Source organism: Agromyces subbeticus DSM 16689 (assembly GCF_000421565.1).
Taxonomy (GTDB): domain Bacteria; phylum Actinomycetota; class Actinomycetes; order Actinomycetales; family Microbacteriaceae; genus Agromyces; species Agromyces subbeticus.
Genome location: NZ_ATXG01000006.1, coordinates 141,035 through 157,585, shown reverse-complemented (window position 1 = coordinate 157,585; position 16,551 = coordinate 141,035). Strand labels below are relative to the sequence as shown.

16 protein-coding genes are annotated in these 16,551 nt (G+C 70.9%); 11 read left to right on the top strand and 5 right to left on the bottom strand.

Going from position 1 to position 16,551, the window contains the following annotated elements; genetic code table 11:
* Positions 1–9 precede the first annotated feature (9 nt).
* Genes H521_RS0110835 through xdhC form a run of 3 tightly spaced genes read left to right on the top strand, consistent with a single transcriptional unit; the run spans position 10 to position 4,751 of the window.
* Entirely contained in the window at positions 10–1,461 is a 1,452-nt protein-coding gene (locus H521_RS0110835) for a xanthine dehydrogenase small subunit (protein WP_022893044.1), read from the top strand.
* Entirely contained in the window at positions 1,458–3,899 is a 2,442-nt protein-coding gene (xdhB, locus tag H521_RS22890) for a xanthine dehydrogenase molybdopterin binding subunit (RefSeq protein WP_022893043.1), read from the top strand. The genes H521_RS0110835 and xdhB overlap by 4 nt, the downstream gene beginning before the upstream one ends.
* A 15-nt stretch (positions 3,900–3,914) precedes the next feature.
* Positions 3,915–4,751: a xanthine dehydrogenase accessory protein XdhC gene (xdhC, locus tag H521_RS22885; RefSeq protein WP_022893042.1), complete on the top strand. Its 837-nt coding sequence runs from the start codon at positions 3,915–3,917 to the stop codon at positions 4,749–4,751.
* On the opposite strand, the gene H521_RS0110820 is transcribed toward xdhC, so the two are convergent.
* From H521_RS0110820 to H521_RS22880, 3 genes are all read right to left on the bottom strand, one after another.
* Positions 4,714–5,967 carry an MFS transporter gene (locus H521_RS0110820; RefSeq protein ID WP_022893041.1) on the bottom strand — a complete coding sequence of 418 codons (1,254 nt, stop codon included), beginning with the start codon at positions 5,965–5,967 and terminating at the stop codon, positions 4,714–4,716. The two genes, xdhC and H521_RS0110820, sit on opposite strands and share 38 nt — an antisense overlap.
* A 145-nt stretch (positions 5,968–6,112) precedes the next feature.
* Positions 6,113–7,657 (bottom strand): NCS2 family permease, encoded by a 1,545-nt coding sequence (locus H521_RS0110815; protein WP_022893040.1) that lies wholly within the window; start codon positions 7,655–7,657, stop codon positions 6,113–6,115.
* Between the two features lie 14 nt (positions 7,658–7,671).
* Positions 7,672–8,214, bottom strand: coding sequence for a nucleoside deaminase (locus H521_RS22880; RefSeq protein ID WP_022893039.1), 543 nt, complete (start codon positions 8,212–8,214; stop codon positions 7,672–7,674).
* A gap of 231 nt (positions 8,215–8,445) precedes the next feature.
* Between H521_RS22880 and H521_RS0110805 the strand changes: the two genes are divergently transcribed.
* From H521_RS0110805 to moaA, 5 genes are read left to right on the top strand one after another with little or no spacing between them, the layout of a single operon-like run.
* Entirely contained in the window at positions 8,446–8,853 is a 408-nt protein-coding gene (locus H521_RS0110805) for a TOBE domain-containing protein (protein WP_022893038.1), read from the top strand.
* Complete coding sequence (gene modA / locus H521_RS0110800) at positions 8,850–9,683, top strand: molybdate ABC transporter substrate-binding protein (protein WP_022893037.1); 834 nt, start codon at positions 8,850–8,852, stop codon at positions 9,681–9,683. The genes H521_RS0110805 and modA overlap by 4 nt, the downstream gene beginning before the upstream one ends.
* Before the next feature lie 5 nt (positions 9,684–9,688).
* Positions 9,689–10,522 carry an ABC transporter permease gene (locus H521_RS0110795; RefSeq protein ID WP_425393591.1) on the top strand — a complete coding sequence of 278 codons (834 nt, stop codon included), beginning with the start codon at positions 9,689–9,691 and terminating at the stop codon, positions 10,520–10,522.
* Entirely contained in the window at positions 10,519–11,664 is a 1,146-nt protein-coding gene (locus H521_RS0110790) for an ABC transporter ATP-binding protein (RefSeq protein ID WP_022893035.1), read from the top strand. The genes H521_RS0110795 and H521_RS0110790 overlap by 4 nt, the downstream gene beginning before the upstream one ends.
* 23 nt (positions 11,665–11,687) lie before the next feature.
* Entirely contained in the window at positions 11,688–12,803 is a 1,116-nt protein-coding gene (moaA, locus tag H521_RS0110785) for a GTP 3',8-cyclase MoaA (RefSeq protein ID WP_022893034.1), read from the top strand.
* A 28-nt stretch (positions 12,804–12,831) separates the two neighbouring features.
* Here the strand turns inward: moaA and H521_RS0110780 are convergent, their stop codons facing one another.
* Positions 12,832–13,245 carry a molybdenum cofactor biosynthesis protein MoaE gene (locus tag H521_RS0110780; RefSeq protein WP_022893033.1) on the bottom strand — a complete coding sequence of 138 codons (414 nt, stop codon included), beginning with the start codon at positions 13,243–13,245 and terminating at the stop codon, positions 12,832–12,834.
* A 19-nt stretch (positions 13,246–13,264) separates the two neighbouring features.
* Entirely contained in the window at positions 13,265–14,425 is a 1,161-nt protein-coding gene (locus tag H521_RS0110775; protein WP_026482169.1) for a ThiF family adenylyltransferase, read from the bottom strand.
* A gap of 70 nt (positions 14,426–14,495) precedes the next feature.
* Between H521_RS0110775 and H521_RS0110770 the strand changes: the two genes are divergently transcribed.
* Genes H521_RS0110770 through moaC form a run of 3 tightly spaced genes read left to right on the top strand, consistent with a single transcriptional unit; the run spans position 14,496 to position 16,541 of the window.
* Positions 14,496–14,744 (top strand): MoaD/ThiS family protein, encoded by a 249-nt coding sequence (locus tag H521_RS0110770; RefSeq protein ID WP_022893032.1) that lies wholly within the window; start codon positions 14,496–14,498, stop codon positions 14,742–14,744.
* A gap of 14 nt (positions 14,745–14,758) precedes the next feature.
* Entirely contained in the window at positions 14,759–16,072 is a 1,314-nt protein-coding gene (locus tag H521_RS0110765; protein ID WP_022893031.1) for a molybdopterin molybdotransferase MoeA, read from the top strand.
* Complete coding sequence (gene moaC, locus H521_RS0110760; protein WP_022893030.1) at positions 16,065–16,541, top strand: cyclic pyranopterin monophosphate synthase MoaC; 477 nt, start codon at positions 16,065–16,067, stop codon at positions 16,539–16,541. The genes H521_RS0110765 and moaC overlap by 8 nt, the downstream gene beginning before the upstream one ends.
* Positions 16,542–16,551 lie beyond the last annotated feature (10 nt).

Below are 16,551 nucleotides of genomic sequence, written 5' to 3'. Positions count from 1 at the left end.
GGAGATCCCATGGACGAGATCACCGTGACGGTCAACGGGCGGCGACGCCCGTTGCAGGGCGCCACCGCCCACACGACGGCTTTGGACTGGCTGCGCGACACCGGCCTCTCGGGCAGCAAAGAGGGCTGCGCCGAGGGTGAGTGCGGTGCCTGCGCGATGCTGCTCGCGTCGCCCGCCGACGACGGCGGCACCACGTGGACCGCGGTCAACGCGTGCCTCATGCCGGTCGCATCGCTCAACGGGCAAGAGGTCGTGACGGCTGAGGGTCTCGGCTCCCCCGACGCGCTGCACCCCGTGCAGCAGAAGCTCGCCGAGGCCGGCGGCTCGCAGTGCGGCTACTGCACCCCCGGATTCGCCTGCAGCATGGCGGGCGAGTACTACCGGGCCGACCGGGTGCCCGCGGCGCCCGGCGAGGAGGTGTGCGAGGAGCACGGCCCGAACGGCTTCGACCTGCACGCCCTGAGCGGCAACCTGTGCCGCTGCACGGGCTACCGCCCCATCCGCGACGCCGCCTACACGCTCGGCTCCCCCGATGCCACCGACGAGCTGGCGGCCCGTCGCACCCGGCCCGCGCCCCGAGCCGTGCCGACCGACTTCGAGGCCGGAGCCGGCCGATTCATCCGGCCGGCCACCCTCGACGAGACCCTCCGACTGTTGCGCGACGAACCCACCGCCCTGCTCGTGGCCGGCTCGACCGACCTCGGGGTCGAGGTGAACCTGCGCGGCCGCCGCGCGCCGCTCATGGTCGCGATCGAGCAGCTCGACGAGCTCCGCAACCTCACGATCACCGATGAGTTCGTCGAGATCGGTGCCGCGCTGCCCCTCTCCGACGCCGAACGCCGACTGGGCGACCGGGTGCCGCTGCTCGCACAGCTCTTCCCGCAGTTCGCCTCGCGCCTCATCCGCAACCGCGGCACCTTCGGCGGCAATCTCGGCACCGGCTCCCCCATCGGCGACACCCCGCCCGCCCTGCTCGCCCTCGGCGCCCGGCTCGTGCTGGCATCGGTCGACGGCGAGCGCGAGGTCGAGCTCGCCGACTACTTCACCGGATACCGGCAGACGGTGCGCCGTGCCGATGAGCTCATCCGGGCCATCCGCATCCCGTTGCCCCTCGCCAGGGTCACCGCCTTCCACAAGATCGCCAAGCGCCGGTTCGACGACATCTCGAGCGTCGCGATCGGGTTCGCCCTCGACATCGACGACGGCGTGATCGCCGCCGCTCGCATCGGGCTCGGCGGCGTCGCAGCAACACCGCTGCGCGCGTACGCGACCGAGGCAGCCCTCATCGGCGAGCCGTGGAACGTCTCGACCGTGCGCGCCGGCTCGGCCGTGCTGCAGGGCGAGGGCACGCCGATGTCCGACCACCGCGCGTCGAGCGACTACCGGTCCCTCATGCTCGGCAGTGCGCTCCTCAAGCTGTACAGCAGCACCGTCATCGAGTCGAAGGAGGTCTCGGCATGAGCAGCCTCGCCGATCGCCCCGCGAACCCCGTCGTCGGCCTGCGCGCCCCGCACGAGAGTGCAGCACTGCACGTGACCGGTGCGGCGATGTACACCGACGACCTCGCCGCGCAGACGGCAGGCGTGCTCACCGCGTGGCCGGTGCAGTCCACGAACGCCCACGCCCGCGTCACCGTCGACGTCGCCCCCGCCTACGAGGTTTCCGGTGTCGTGCGCGTGCTCACCGCCGACGACGTGCCCGGCATCAACGACGCCGGCATCAAGCACGACGAGCCGCTCTTCCCGAGCGAGGCGATGTTCTACGGCCACGCCCTGGTCTGGGTGCTCGGCGAGACGCAAGAGGCCGCGCGACTCGGTGCCGAAGCGGTACAGGTCGCCTACGAACCGCTCCCCTCCTGCATCACGGTGCGCGAGGCGATCGCCGCCGAGTCCTATCAGGGCATCGCTCGCACCGTCGCCCGAGGCGATGCCGCAGCCGCGATGGTGAGTGCCCCACGTGTCTTCGAGGGCGTCACCGAGTTCGGCGGGCAGGAGCACTTCTACCTCGAGACCCACGCCTCACTCGCGATCCTCGACTCCGAGGGGCAGTACTTCGTGCAGTGCTCGACGCAGCATCCGTCTGAGACGCAGGAGATCATCGCGCACGTGCTCGGAATCTCGTCGAGCCAGGTCACCGTGCAGTCGCTGCGCATGGGCGGCGCCTTCGGCGGCAAAGAGATGCAGCCGCACGGCTTCGCCGCGATCGCGGCGCTCGGCGCGAAGCTCACGGGCCGGCCGGTGCGCCTGCGCCTGAACCGCACGCAAGACATCACGATGACCGGCAAGCGCCACCCGTTCCACATCAGCTGGAAGGCGGGGTTCGGCGACGACGGCCTGATCCAGGCCCTCGAGGCGACCCTCACGGCCGACGGCGGCTGGAGCCTCGACCTCTCCGAGCCCGTGCTCGGTCGCGCGCTCTGCCACATCGACAACGCCTACTGGATTCCGAACGTGCACGCCCAGGGCCGCATCGCGAAGACGAACAAGACCTCGCAGACCGCGTTCCGCGGCTTCGGTGGGCCACAGGGTGTCTTCCTCATCGAAGACATCCTCGGCCGGGTCGCTCCCGTGCTCGGCATCGACCCGGCCGAGATCCGGCGCAAGAACTTCTATCGCCCCGGCCAGAGCACGCCCTACGGGCAGCTCGTGAAAGACGCCGGCCGCCTCGAGGCCATCTGGGGCCAACTCGTCGACGAGAGCGACTTCGCGGCACGGCGAGCAGAGATCGCCGCGTTCAACGCGGCGAACCCCGACACAAAGCGCGGGCTCTCGATCACGCCGGTCAAGTTCGGAATCTCGTTCAACTTCGCGGCCTTCAACCAGGCGGGCGCACTCGTGCACGTCTACAAAGACGGCTCGGTGCTGATCAATCACGGCGGCACCGAGATGGGCCAGGGCCTGCACACCAAGATGCTGCAGGTCGCGGCGACGGCGCTCGGCCTGCGACTCGACCAGGTGCGGCTCGCGCCGACGCGCACCGACAAGGTGCCGAACACCTCGGCGACTGCAGCCTCTTCGGGCGCCGACCTCAACGGCGGCGCCGTGAAGAACGCCTGCGAGCAGATTCGCGACCGCATGGCGAAGGTCGCCGGCCGGCTGCTCGGCGTCGACGAGCGCGACGTGCGCTTCGAGGGCGGGTTCATCACCGGCCTCGGCAAGTTCGACCAGCGCCTGACCTTCGCCGAGGTGGCCAACGCGTCGTACCTCCAGCGAGTGCAGCTCTGGGCCGCGGGCTACTACCGCACCGAGGGCCTGCACTGGAACCCCGACCTGATGCAGGGCTCGCCCTTCAAGTACTTCGCCTACGGGTGCGCTGCCAGCGAGGTCGAGGTCGACGGTTTAACCGGGGCCTACCGGGTGCGCCGCGTCGACATCGTGCATGACGTCGGCGACTCGCTGTCGCCCATGCTCGACATCGGGCAGATCGAGGGCGCCTACGTGCAGGGCGTCGGCTGGCTCACCCTCGAGGAGCTTCGCTGGGACGAGTCCGACGGGCCGCACCGGGGCAGGCTGCAGACGCAGTCGGCGAGCACCTACAAGCTGCCGAGCTTCTCCGAGATGCCCGAGGAGTTCAACGTGCGCCTCTTCGAGAACGCCCGCGAAGACGGCGCCGTCTATGGCTCGAAGGCCGTGGGCGAGCCGCCCTTCATGCTCGCGTTCAGCGCGCGCGAGGCGATCCGCGAGGCGGTCGGCGCGTTCGCACCCGTCGGCCACAGCGTCGAGCTCGGATCTCCGGCGACACCCGAGGCGGTCTTCTGGGCGATCGAGGCGGCGCGAACGGCGGGGTCGGCATCGGCCGCGGCATCCGAGGCCACCTTGAACCGCAACACGGCGGATGTCGCGGCCGGCCGCTCGCCGGTCGGTGCCGACGTGCCCGCACTCGCCTCGACCGAGGTCTGAGCGGGGCCCCGCCCGATGGACTGGCTCGACGAACTGCGACGGCTTCGCGAGGAGCGCACGCCGGCGGTCATCGTCACGCTCGCGATCGTGCGGGGGCACGCTCCGCGCAACGGCGGGGCCAAGATGGTGGTCGCCCCCGACCGGGTCTTCGGCACGGTCGGCGGCGGCAACCTCGAGGCGACGGCCATCACGCGTGCCCGCGAACTGCTCGCAAGCGGCTCGGCCGAGCCCGAACTGCTCACCCTGAAGCTCAGCGACAAAGCCACGACCGAATACGGCGTGCAGTGCTGCGGAGGAGAGGTCACCCTCATGCTCGAACCGGTCCGGGTCGTTCCGTCGGTCGCGATCTTCGGCCTGGGCCATGTCGGGCTCGAATTGGCCCGCATCCTCGCCCGTCAGGAGATCGCGCTTCACCTCGTCGATTCGCGCGCCGAGATGCTCGCGCCCGAACGCATCGGCACGCCCGGTGGGTCAGGTGTGCTCGCCGATGCCGTCGCGGAGGTGCACGTGCACCACGAGCCCGTGCCCGAGGCCGGCCTCGCGGCGCTCCCGCCCGGGGCGCACGTGCTCATCATGACGCACGATCACGTCGAAGACCTGGCCGTCACCGACTCGGCGCTGCGCCGCGACGACCTCGGCTCGATCGGGCTCATCGGCTCACGTTCGAAGTGGGCGCGGTTTCAGGTGAAGCTCACCGAGCTGGGGCACGACGAGCACGACCTCGCGCGGGTGACGACACCGATCGGCGTGCCGGAGGTGGCCGGCAAGGCCCCTGCCACGATCGCGGTGAGCGTCGCGGCGCGAATCCTGCATCTCATCGAGGAGTCGCAGGCCGCGCCGGGCGGCGCATGAGGGCGAGCGGCACGGTCACGAGCACGATCGCCGCAGCCGCGATGAACGCCACCTGGAACGAGAGCCCGGCCGCGAGCGCGCCGACGACCACGGCGCCGATGCCCGTGCCGGTGTCGAAGCCGATGTTCCACACGGTGCTCGCGAAGACGGAGTCGCGTCGCGGCACCACGGCGAACGCCTCACCGAGCGTGAGGTTCTGCAAGGCCCCGTAGCTCAGCCCGACGAGCGCAGCTCCGGCGAGCAGCAGCGGTGTCGTCGGTGCTCCGGGCGAGACCGACCAGGCGACGAGCAGCAGGCCCGCCACGGTCGCCAGCACGAACGGCCAGAGCAGGCGATGCGTTCCCACCCGGTCGGCCAGCCCGCCGACGAGCCAGCGGGCGGCGGCGGCCGTCGCGGTGACGAACACGAGCGCGGCCATGACAGCAGCGCCGTCGACCAGCTGCGGCACGAAGGTGAGCAGGGCGCCGCCCGCGAGGGTGACCCCGAGAAGCACGCCGACGGGAGGTGCGAGCGCGCGCAGCGCGCCGAACCGGTTGGCTGCGGCTGCATGCTCTGGCGCGCCGGGGTCGTGATGCGAGGCGTGCAGGTGCCGGGCGAGGCGCACCGCCGGGATGATCGCGATGAGCGGCAGCGCGCCGGCGAGGAAGACCGCCCAGTACCCGACGATCTCGGCGACCAACGGCGCCATGGGCAGCAGCACGAGCTGCGGGCCGGCGATGGCGAGCCCGAACGCGCCGATCGCACGACCTCGGCGGGCGGGCTCGACGAGCTCGGCGACGGCGCTCGAGCCCGCCACCGTCAGCACCGCGAACCCGGCACCGCGAACGGCGGCGATCGCGAGCACCGGCAGCAGCTCGGCCGAGACGAGGTGCAGGAGGGAGGGCGCCCCGAGCAGGGTGAGGCCCACGACGAGCACGGCGCCCCAGCCGAACCGGTGCAGGGCCGCCGGAACGAACAGTTGTCCGAGAACGGTGCAGAACATGAAGATGCCCGTGACGAGGCCCGCGCCAGCGGCATCGACCCCGCCCTCGACCGCCCAGAGCGGCGCGACCGGCAAGAGCACGGCGTAGCCCGCGAACCCGAGCGCGGTCGTCGCGAGCAGCGCCGGCATGCCGGGCGATCGCCAGACCGATCGCGCGTCGTCGCCTCGTCGGCCGTGAGCGCGACGGCGCTCGCCGTCCGAGGCATCCGTCGTCGATGGAGTCGTCTTCGGCACGCGCCTTCCTCTCTTCTCTGAACCGCGTCTTCTCTGAACCGCGCCGTGAACGCGGCCTGGCCCGGTCACGCGCAACAGCCTGCCCCGGTGCGCACCAAGCGGTGCGCACCGGGGCAGGCGCGATGCGTGCGGGGCGTCTGCGACCCTAGCCCGCGAGCGCGAGCTCGATCGGCCCGCGCACGAAGTACAGTGCGAAGCCCGCGGCGACCACCCACAAGAGCCAGTGCACCTTGTGCGCACGGCCCGAGAGGGCGTTCACGAGCGCCCACGAGATGAAGCCGACGCCGATGCCGTTCGCGATCGAGTAGGTCAGCGGCATCGTCACGATCGTGAGGAAGGCCGGCAACGCGATCGCGAAATTGCTGAACTTGATCTCGCGGATCTGCGCCATCATCATCGCACCGACCACCACGAGCGCTGCGGAGCCGACCTCGATCGGCACCACGAGCGTGAGCGGCGTCAGGAACATCGAAACGAGGAACAGCACGCCGACGACGATCGCGGCGAGACCCGTGCGGGCCCCTTCGCCGATGCCGGAGGCGCTGTCGACGTAGACCGTGTTCGACGAGGTCGAGGTCGCGCCACCCGCGATGGCGCCGGCGCCCTCGACGATGAACGCGGCACGCAGGCGCGGGAAGGTGCCGTCCTTGTGGGCGAGCCCCGCGTTCTTCGCGAGCCCGGTCATCGTGCCCATCGCGTCGAAGAAGTTGGAGAACACGAGGGTGAACACGAGCATCGTCGCCGACAGCGCGCCGATGCGGCCGAAGGCGCCGAACAGGTCGAACTGGCCGATGAGGCCGAAGTCGGGAATCGTCACGAGCGAACTCGGAAGCTCGGGGATCGTCATGTGCCAGCCGCCCGCGTCTTCGAAGCTCGGGCCGAGCTTCAGGATCGACTGGGCGATGATGGCGATGATCGTGCCGGTCACGATGCCGATGAGGATGCCGCCGGGCACGCGCCGCGCCACGAGCACGCCGATGACCACGAGGGTGATGAGGAACACGAGCGTCGGCACCGAGGTGATCGATCCCGAATCGCCGAGCTGCACGGGCGGGCCGCCAGGGGTGCGGTTGACGAAGCCCGAGTCGACGAAGCCGATGAACGCGATGAACAGGCCGATGCCGACCGTGATCGCCGCCTTCAGCGCCTGCGGCACGGCCTTGAAGATCGCGGTGCGGGCGCCGGTGGCTCCGAGCAGCACGATGATGATGCCGTTGATCACGACGAGACCCATCGCCTCCGGCCAGGTCACCTGCCCGACGACCGAGACTGCCAGGAAGGAGTTGATGCCGAGGCCCGCGGCGAGCGCGAAGGGCAGGCGGGCGAACAGGCCGAACAGAATGGTCATGAGGCCGGCGGTGAGTCCCGTCGCGGCACCGATCTGCGCGGCATCGAGTGCGTTGCCCGCGACGTCGTCGGTGCCCCCGAGGATGAGCGGGTTGAGGATCACGATGTACGCCATCGTGACGAAGGTGACGATGCCGCCGCGAATCTCTCGCGCGACGGTGGAACCGCGGCGGGTGATCTCGAAGAATCGGTCGAACGCGTTCTTGGGCTCGGCGTCGACGGTCGTCGTCGCGCCGGTCGGCAGCGGGTTCGGAATGCTCGCGACCGCGAAAGTATCGGTCGACGGGGTGTTCTGTGGTTCGTCGGCGTGGTCGGCGCCGCGCGTGCTGGTGTCCTGTGACATGTGCGCTTCCGTTCTCAGTACTCGGTGCGGGTGGCGGTGTGCTGCCACTCGGTGAACGGGGCCACACGTTCGGCGGCGGGCAGTTCGATGTCTGAGACCGGCATGATCGCCCGGTCGGCGTCGACTCCCTCGAAGTAACGATAGAAGACCGCGTCGTCGAAGCCGGCATCGGCCGCGTCGTCGCGGGTCGCCGCGTAGTGCACGCGGTCGATGCGCGCCCAGAGCGAGGAGGCGAGGCACATCGGGCACGGCTCGCAGCTCGAGTAGAGCGTGGCGCCCGAGAGATCGAAGCTGCCGGTGCCCTGGCATGCGGCGCGGATCGCCGAGACTTCGGCGTGGGCGGTGGGGTCGAGGTTCGCGGTGACGCGGTTCACCCCCTCGAACACGCGGCCGTCGGCGGTGACGACGATGGCTCCGAACGGGCCTCCGGCGTTGCGCACGTTCTCGGTGGCGATGGCGACGGCGCGGGCGAGATATTCGGCCGGGGTCGGAGCGGGCTGGGTGGTGGCGGGCTTGCCGTCGGTAGCTGTGACGGTTGAGAGTCCGAGCGAATCCATGAGAGGGCTTCCTTGCTTGTTCATCGCCGGCGCGGTGGATTTCCCGGGGTACCGGGTGGATCTCCGTTGATCCGACTCATGGGCGGCCGAGCGATGGGCAGGGTTGCTGCGTCGGCCGAGTTCGAAGGTAGCAGCCACTGGGTCAACCGTCCAGATGTTTTCGGAATTGCGATTCCGATTTACGGAAACATTTGGTTCCATCTCCGCAGGTGCGGGAGTATTGTGCATATCATGACGCAGTATCGGATCAGTGAAGCCGCAGACCTCGTCGGTGTGAGTGATGACACCGTGCGCAGATGGGTTGTCGAGGGGCTGCTGAGCGCTTCGAAAGACGCCTCGGGCCGTCAAGTGGTGCCGGGCGACGAACTCGCCGCGCGCGCTCAGGCGATCGCCACGGCGAACGACGACCGGTCCCCCGTGCGCCGCAGCGCCCGCAATCGATTCGTCGGGCTCGTGACCCGCATCGAGATCGACGGGCTGATGGCGCAGGTCGAACTGCAGTGCGGCCCGCACCGGGTCGTCTCGCTCATGTCGGCCGAGGCCGCACGCGAACTCCGGCTCGAGGTCGGCTCGCGCGGCGTCGCCGTCGTCAAAGCCACCATGGTCATCATCGAAACCGACAAGGAATCCCCTGCATGACGAAGAACCCCACGCGGACTCTGCTCTCGATCGCCGCCCTGGCGGCACTGGCACTGAGCGGATGCGCCGCCGGTGCCGACGGCACCGGCACCGACTCATCCGCGGCCCCGACCGAGACGGCGCCCGAACTGACCGGCGAGCTCACGATCTTCGCCGCAGCCTCCCTCGGCGCTGCGTTCGACGAGCTCGCCGCCGAGTTCGAGACGCTCCACCCCGAAGTCGATGTGCTGCCGATCTCCTATGACGGATCCTCCGTGCTCGCCACGCAGCTCATCGAAGGCGCGCATGCCGACGTCTTCGCCTCGGCCGACGAGAAGAACATGACGAAGGTCGTCGACGCCGACCTCGTGACCGACTCGCCCGTCGACTTCGCCACGAACGTGCTCGAGATCGCCGTCGCACCCGAGAATCCGCTCGGCATCGACTCCCTCGACGACCTCGCCGATGGAGCCACCACGAGCGCCGGCCAGCCTGCCATCGTCGTCCTCTGCGCCCCCGAGGTGCCCTGCGGCGCGGCGGCGCGAACGCTCATCACGAACGACGGCATCATGGTCACTCCGGCCAGCGAGGAGCAGAACGTCTCCGCGGTGCTCACCAAGGTGCGCACCGGCGAGGCCGATGCCGGACTCGTGTACGTGACCGACATCGAAGGTGCGTCAGGCGACGTCGACGGCATCGAGATCGACGGCGCAGAGGCCGCCACCAACGTGTACCCGATCGTGTCGCTCGCTGGATCGTCCAACGCGTCGGCGTCAGCCGCGTTCGTCGACTTCGTCGCCTCGGATGCCGGGCAGCGCGTGCTGGCCTCGTTCGGATTCGGAGCGCCGTGACGACGGTGTCGCCCCGGGAGACGCATCGCGGCCCGGCCTCCGGGCCGGCCGCGGTGCGCTTCCCGCTCTGGCTCTACCTCCCGGCCGGCATCGCGGTCGCGGTGCTCGTCCTCCCGCTCGCCGCACTCCTCCTGCGCCTCGACTGGGCGCAAGTGCCGGCGGCGATCACGTCCCCGGCCGCGATCCAGGCGCTCACCCTGTCGCTCGTCACGGCTGCGCTCGCCACGGCGACGTGCGTCCTGCTCGGCGTGCCGCTCGCCCTCGTCATCGCGCGCAGCTCTCGAGGCGTCGCCGCGATCCTCCGCACGCTCGCGACACTGCCGCTCGTGCTGCCGCCACTCGTCGGGGGCATCGCACTGCTCGCCCTGCTCGGCCGCAGCGGTCTCGTCGGCGGCGCGCTCTCTCTCGCCGGCATCCGCATTCCCTTCACAACGACCGCGGTCGTGATCGCACAGACATTCGTGGCCCTGCCCTTCCTCGTGATCGCCGTCGAGGGGTCGCTCCGCAGCGTCGGCACCCGCTACGAGACGGTCTCCGCCGGCCTCGGCGCCGGCCGCTTCACGACCTTCCGTCGTGTCACCCTGCCGCTCGTCGCGCCCGGACTGCTCGCCGGCACGGTGCTGTGCTTCGCCCGCGCTCTCGGCGAGTTCGGCGCCACGGCGCTCTTCGCCGGGAACGCGGCGGGCACCACGCGAACGATGCCGCTCGCGATCTACACGGCCTTCAACGGCGCCGGCGTGAGCGAGGACATCGCGATCGCCCTCTCGCTCATGCTCATCCTCGTCGCGGTCGGGGTGCTGCTGCTCATGCGCAGCTGGCGCGAGGACGCGCCGCGGTGATCGCCGACTCCTCCCCGGGTGCACTCTCCGCCGAGTTCACGACGGTGGTCGGCGAGTTCACGCTCGAGGTCGCCGTCCGCGTCGAGTCGGGCGAGCTGCTCGCCGTGCTCGGGCCGAACGGTTCCGGCAAGTCGACCCTGCTGTCCACGATCGCGGGGCTCCGGGCCCCGAACTCTGGCTTCGTGACGATCGGCGAGCAGCAGCTCACCCACCGGGATCCTGCCGTGAGTGGGCGCGGGATCCAGGTGCCGCTCGAGCGCCGTCGGGTCGCGATGCTCGGCCAGCAGCCGCTGCTCTTCCCGCATCTGAGCGTCGTCGAGAATGTGGCGTTCGGGCCGCGTTCGCAGGGAGTGACGGCCCACGCCGCGCGAACCGCGGCCATGGGCTGGCTCGAACGGGTCGAGCTCGCCGACCTCGCCGGGCGGCGACCGACCGAACTCTCGGGAGGCCAGCAGCAGCGCGTCGCGATCGCCCGAGCACTCGCCGCCGACCCCGTGCTGCTCCTGCTCGACGAGCCGTTCGCCGCGCTCGACGTGCAGAATGCCCAGTCGATGCGGCGACTCATCGCCGACCGACCATGGGGAACGCGGATCCCGATGGTGCTCGTCACCCACGACCCCCTCGACGCGATCGTCCTCGCCGACCGGGCCGCGATCCTGCACGATGGTCGAATCGTGCAGCACGGAACGCCCGGCGAGGTGTTCGGCCACCCGGCGACGCGGTTCGTCGCCGCTCTCGCCGGGGTGAACCTCGTCACCGGCCTCGGCACCATCGACGGCAGCGTCATGGCCGAGGGACCACGGGGCGACCGATTGCTGCTGCGCGGCAACGGCGGAGGGCTCCTCGCCGGGAATGCGGCCTCCGCGGTGTTCGGCCCCGGCTCGGTGCGCGTCGCGCCTGCTGGCGGCGAGCGGATCGCAGCGGTGGACACCCTCGACCCCAACCGCTGGGTCGGCACGATCGCGCAGCTCGAGCCAACCCCTGGCGGCGTGCGCATCGTCACGAACGAGCACCCCGACGTGGCCGTCGACGTGCCCTCGGCGACGGCGGTCACGCTCGATCTCGCGGCGGGTTCGCACCTCGCATTCGAGGTTCCGGCGTCGGATGTCTCAGTACGTTCCATCCCCGCGGTGTTACCGTAGACGCCACGACGAGGGGGTGGCACATGACGAGCACCGCGAGCACGGCCGATGTGCCGCACGCACGTGCCGGATCATCGACCCCAAGGGCGCACCGACTGCCGTCGACGGGTGCGCTCACCGACCGGCTCGACCGCCCGATGCGAGATCTGCGCATCTCGATCACCGACCGCTGCAACTTCCGGTGCGTCTACTGCATGCCGAAAGCGGTGTTCGGTCGCGACTACGCGTTCCTCGACCGCGACGAGCTGCTGAGCTTCGAGGAGATCACGCGCATCTCTCGCATCGCGGCGGCGCACGGCGTCGAGAAGCTGCGGTTGACCGGCGGCGAGCCGCTGCTGCGCCGCGGCCTCGAGGGCCTCGTCGAACAGCTCGCCGAGCTGCGCACCCCCGACGGGCGCCCCCTCGAGATCGCGCTCACGACAAACGGCTCCGCGCTCGCGGTGAAGGCCTCCGCGCTCAAGGCCGCCGGGCTCACCCGCGTCACCGTCTCGCTCGACTCGCTCGACGACGAGCTGTTCCAGTCGATGAACGACGTGCGGTTCCCGGTCTCGCGCGTGCTCGACGGCATCGAGGCCGCGCACGCCGCCGGCCTCGGCCCGATCAAGATCAACATGGTCGTCAAGCGCGGGCTCAACGACCACGAGATCCTGCCGATGGCCAGGCGATTCCACGGCTCGCCGTTCTCGCTGCGCTTCATCGAATACATGGATGTCGGCACCTCGAACGGTTGGCAGCTCGACGAGGTCGTCTCGTCAGCAGAGATCGTGCAGCGCATCGGCGCCGAACTCCCGTTGGAGCCGCTCGCGGCGGCCGCACCCGGCGAGACGGCGGCTCGCTGGCGCTACGTCGACGGCGGCGGCGAGATCGGCCTCATCTCGAGCGTGACGAACGCGTTCTGCGGCACCTGCAACCGGGCGCGCATCTCGACCGAGGGCAAGCTGTTCACGTGCCTCTTCGCGAGCGAGGGCCACGACCTTCGAGCGCTGCTGCGCAGCGGCATCGATGACGACGGGCTCGCCGCGGCGATGGCGTCGATCTGGGGCGCACGCGACGATCGCTACTCCGAGGTTCGCGCGACGCTCACTCCCGAGCTGCGCGCGGCGCGCAGCAAGATCGAGATGAGCTACATCGGCGGTTGAGCGCCGGCGGTTGGAGCCCGACCCGCCGTCAGAGCCCGACCCACTCCGAGACGCCGTCGTCGAAGTGCTGCCGCTTCCAGATCGGCACCTCCTGCTTGATGAGTTCGACGAGGCGCTCGCACGCGTCGAAGGCCTGCGCGCGGTGCCCCGCGCCGGCTGCCGCGAACAGGGCGACGTCGCCGATGGCGAGGTCTCCGACCCGGTGCGCTGCTGCCACGGCGAACCCCGTCTCCTCGGCGATGCGGCGCACGCAATCGGCGAGGAAGCGTTCGGCGTCGGGGTGCGCCCGGTAGTCGAGCGACCGCACGCCACGGCCGCCGTCATGGTCGCGCACGACCCCGCAGAACATGACCACGGCGCCGCTGGCATCGGATTCGACGGCTCGCCGAACAGCGACTTCGTCGAGCGGTTGGTCGGAGACGACGGCGTACGGTTCGATCACCCGGCGATCCTAACCCTGCTCAGCGCGCGATGAGATCGGCGGCGACGCCGGCGAAGCGCTCGATGCCGCCGTCGAGCGAGCTCACCTCGGTGTGACCTCGGCGCCGCAGTTCGCGTGCCGCGCGCTGCGAGCGGATGCCGACCTCGCAGTACACGACGATCGGGCCCTCGCCGGGCGGCGGCTCGGCCCCGCCGAGCAGATCGGCCAGCGGCAGCAGGGTGCTTCCGTCGATGCGCCGAAGGGCCGCCTCGGTCGGCTCGCGCACATCGATGAGACGCAGCGGCTGGTCGGCGCGAATGCGCTGCAGCACCTCGGCTGCCGAGATCGGGGCCACGGCGAGCGAACTGCCGCCCGCGGCATCCGTCTCGTTCGCGTCGAAGCCGCAGAAGGCCTCGTAGTCGATGAGCGAGGTGATCTCGTCGGCGTCAGCGATGACGGAGTACGGGATCTCGCGCGTGCGCGCCATGAGCGCGTCGTAGCTGAGCACCCGCCCGAGTAGCGGCCGGCCGACGCCCGTGACGAGCTTCACGACCTCGGTCGCCATGAGGGCGCCGATCACGAGGCACAGGCTCGGCAGCACGCCGCCGAGCTCGCACGACGGCACTTCGCCTGGTGCGGGCGGCACGGGGAAGAGATCGCGGTAGCCCGGGCCCTCGCCGCGCCATGCCACCCCGACCTGCCCGTGGTAGCGCAGGATCGCGCCCCACACGAGCGGCTTGCCCGCGAGGTGCGCGGCGTCGTTCGTGAGGTAGCGGGTCGGGAAGTTGTCGCTGCCGTCGACCACGAGGTCGTACGCCTCGAGGATGCCGGGCAGGTTCGCCGCGGTCAGGCGCTCGTGATGGCGCACGATGCGGCACTCAGGGTCGCTCGCGGCCACGGTCTCGGCGAGCGAGTCGACCTTGCTGCGGCCGAGATCGGCCACGCCGTGGCTGAGCTGGCGCGGCAGGTTGCTGAGCTCGACCGTGTCGAAGTCGGCGATGCCGATGGTGCCGACGCCCGAGCCGGCGAGCGCGGGTACGACCGCACTGCCGAGGCCGCCGGCGCCGACGACGAGCACTCGCGCGGCATGCAGCCGCCGCTGGGCGAGTTCGCCGAAGCCCGGCAGCATGAGCTGGCGACTGAAGCGCGCGAGTCGAACCGGAGCCAGTGGAGGCCCGGGTTCGACGAGCGGCTCGGTCATGCCCGCAAGTCTACGCGCGCGGTTTCCGCGTGACGGATGCCGGGTTCCGCGCTCGGGTAGCATCGTGCACATGACGATGGTGACGGTGCGGTACTTCGCCGCGGCCGCCGAAGCGGCGGGTGTCGAGGAGGAGTTCCTCGACCTGCCCGGCGACGCCACGGTCGGCATGCTCCGTGACGAGCTCGCCGCGCGATACGGCGCCGACATGCAGCGCGTGCTGGCGAGCGGTTCCTTCCTCGTCGACGGCACCGTGCAGCGCGACCCGGCGACCCCGCTCGGCGGAGCCGTCGACATCCTCCCGCCCTTCGCCGGCGGCTGAGCATCCGAGGCCACATGCGCAGTTTCGCCGAACACCAACGTGCCGTGCACGCACTGCTCGATCCGCTCGTCGACCGACTCGGTGCGGATGACTCGGAGCGAGTCGAGCTCGCGTCGGGCGACGCCCACGCGCGGGTGCTCGCCGACGACGTGCATGCGCCCGTGCAGCTTCCGGGCTTCGACAACTCGCAGATGGACGGCTACGCCGTGCGCGCCGCCGACCTCGCGACCGCTCGGCCCGAGTCTCCGGTGCGCCTCGCCGTCGGCCGCACGAGCGCCGCGGGCGATGCCCCCTTCGACCTCGCACCGGGCACCGCCTCCCCCGTGATGACCGGGGCCGGGATTCCCCGCGGTGCCGACGCCGTCGTGCCGATCGAGGTCGCCGACCCGCCCGCGTTCCTCGGTCTCGGCGCGGAGCATCACGACTCCCCCGCCGGCTCGGTCGTGAACTTCACTTCGGCCGTCGATCCGGGCACGTTCATCCGGCGCGCGGGCAGCGACATCGTGGTGGGAGCACTGCTGCTTCCCGCGGGTCAACGGCTCGGCCCCGCGCAGCTCGGCGCGCTCGCCGCCGCCGGGGTCACCGAGGTGCCCGTGCGCCGACCACTGCGCGTGCTGCTGCTCTCGACCGGCCACGAGCTCCAGCCTCCCGGGCAGCCGCTGCGGCCGGGCCAGATCCACGACGCGAACACCGCGATGATCGGTGCCGCGCTGCGCGCCTGCGGCGTCGAGGTCGCAGAGGCCCTCGCCCCTGACGACGCCGCTTCCGTGCGGGCCGCTGTCGCGGCATCCGTTCACCCTCACCTGGCTGAGCACAGCGCGCAGCGCCCCGTCGATCTGGTGGTGACCACCGGCGGGGTCAGTGCCGGCGCGTTCGAGGTCGTGCGCGACGCGCTCGCACCCCTCGGCGTCGAGTTCGTCAAGGTCGCTATTCAGCCCGGCGGGCCGCAGGGCCTCGGCACTGCGGTCATCGACGTGGGCACCGGAAGCGCGCCCGTCGAGGTTCCCGTGGTGTCGTTCCCGGGCAACCCGGTCAGCGCGCTCGTCTCGTTCGAGCTGTTCCTCCGGCCGGTGCTGCGCAGGCTCGTCGGCCTCGCACCCGACCGATCGCGCGCGACCCTCCGCCTCGCCCACCCGGTCAGCTCGCCGGCCGACCGGCACCAGGTGCGTCGCGGTGTGCTCGACGGCACCGGCGACGTCGAGGTCGGTGCCCCGAGCTCTCACCTGCTGCACGCCTACGCGAACGCGACCGTGCTCGTGCACCTGCCCGTGGGAGTCGACGCCCTGCCGGCCGGCGCCAACGTCGACGTCTGGAGAATCGATGACTGACCCGCAACTCACCCACCTGCGCGGCGACGGCTCCGCGCACATGGTCGACGTGACCGACAAGGCCGTGACCCGGCGCACCGCGAGCGCGCAAGCGGTGCTCGTGACGCGGCCCGACGTCGTCTCCGCGATCAGCGACGGCAGCCTGCCGAAGGGCGAGGCCATCGGCACGGCGCGCATCGCCGGCATCATGGCGGCCAAGCAGACCTCGACACTGATTCCGCTCTGCCACCCGCTGCCCCTCACGAAGCTCGATGTCGACATCACGCCGGAGGGCGACCGGGTGCGCATCGTCGCGACCGTCACCACGAAGGGTGTCACCGGGGTCGAGATGGAGGCGCTCACCGCGGCGACGGTCTCGGCGCTCACGCTCTACGACATGATCAAGGCGGTCGACAACCGTGCGGTCATCAGCGAGGTGATGGTGCTCGCCAAGGCGGGCGGCAAGAGCGGCGACTGGTCGCGCGAATGACGTCGACCGA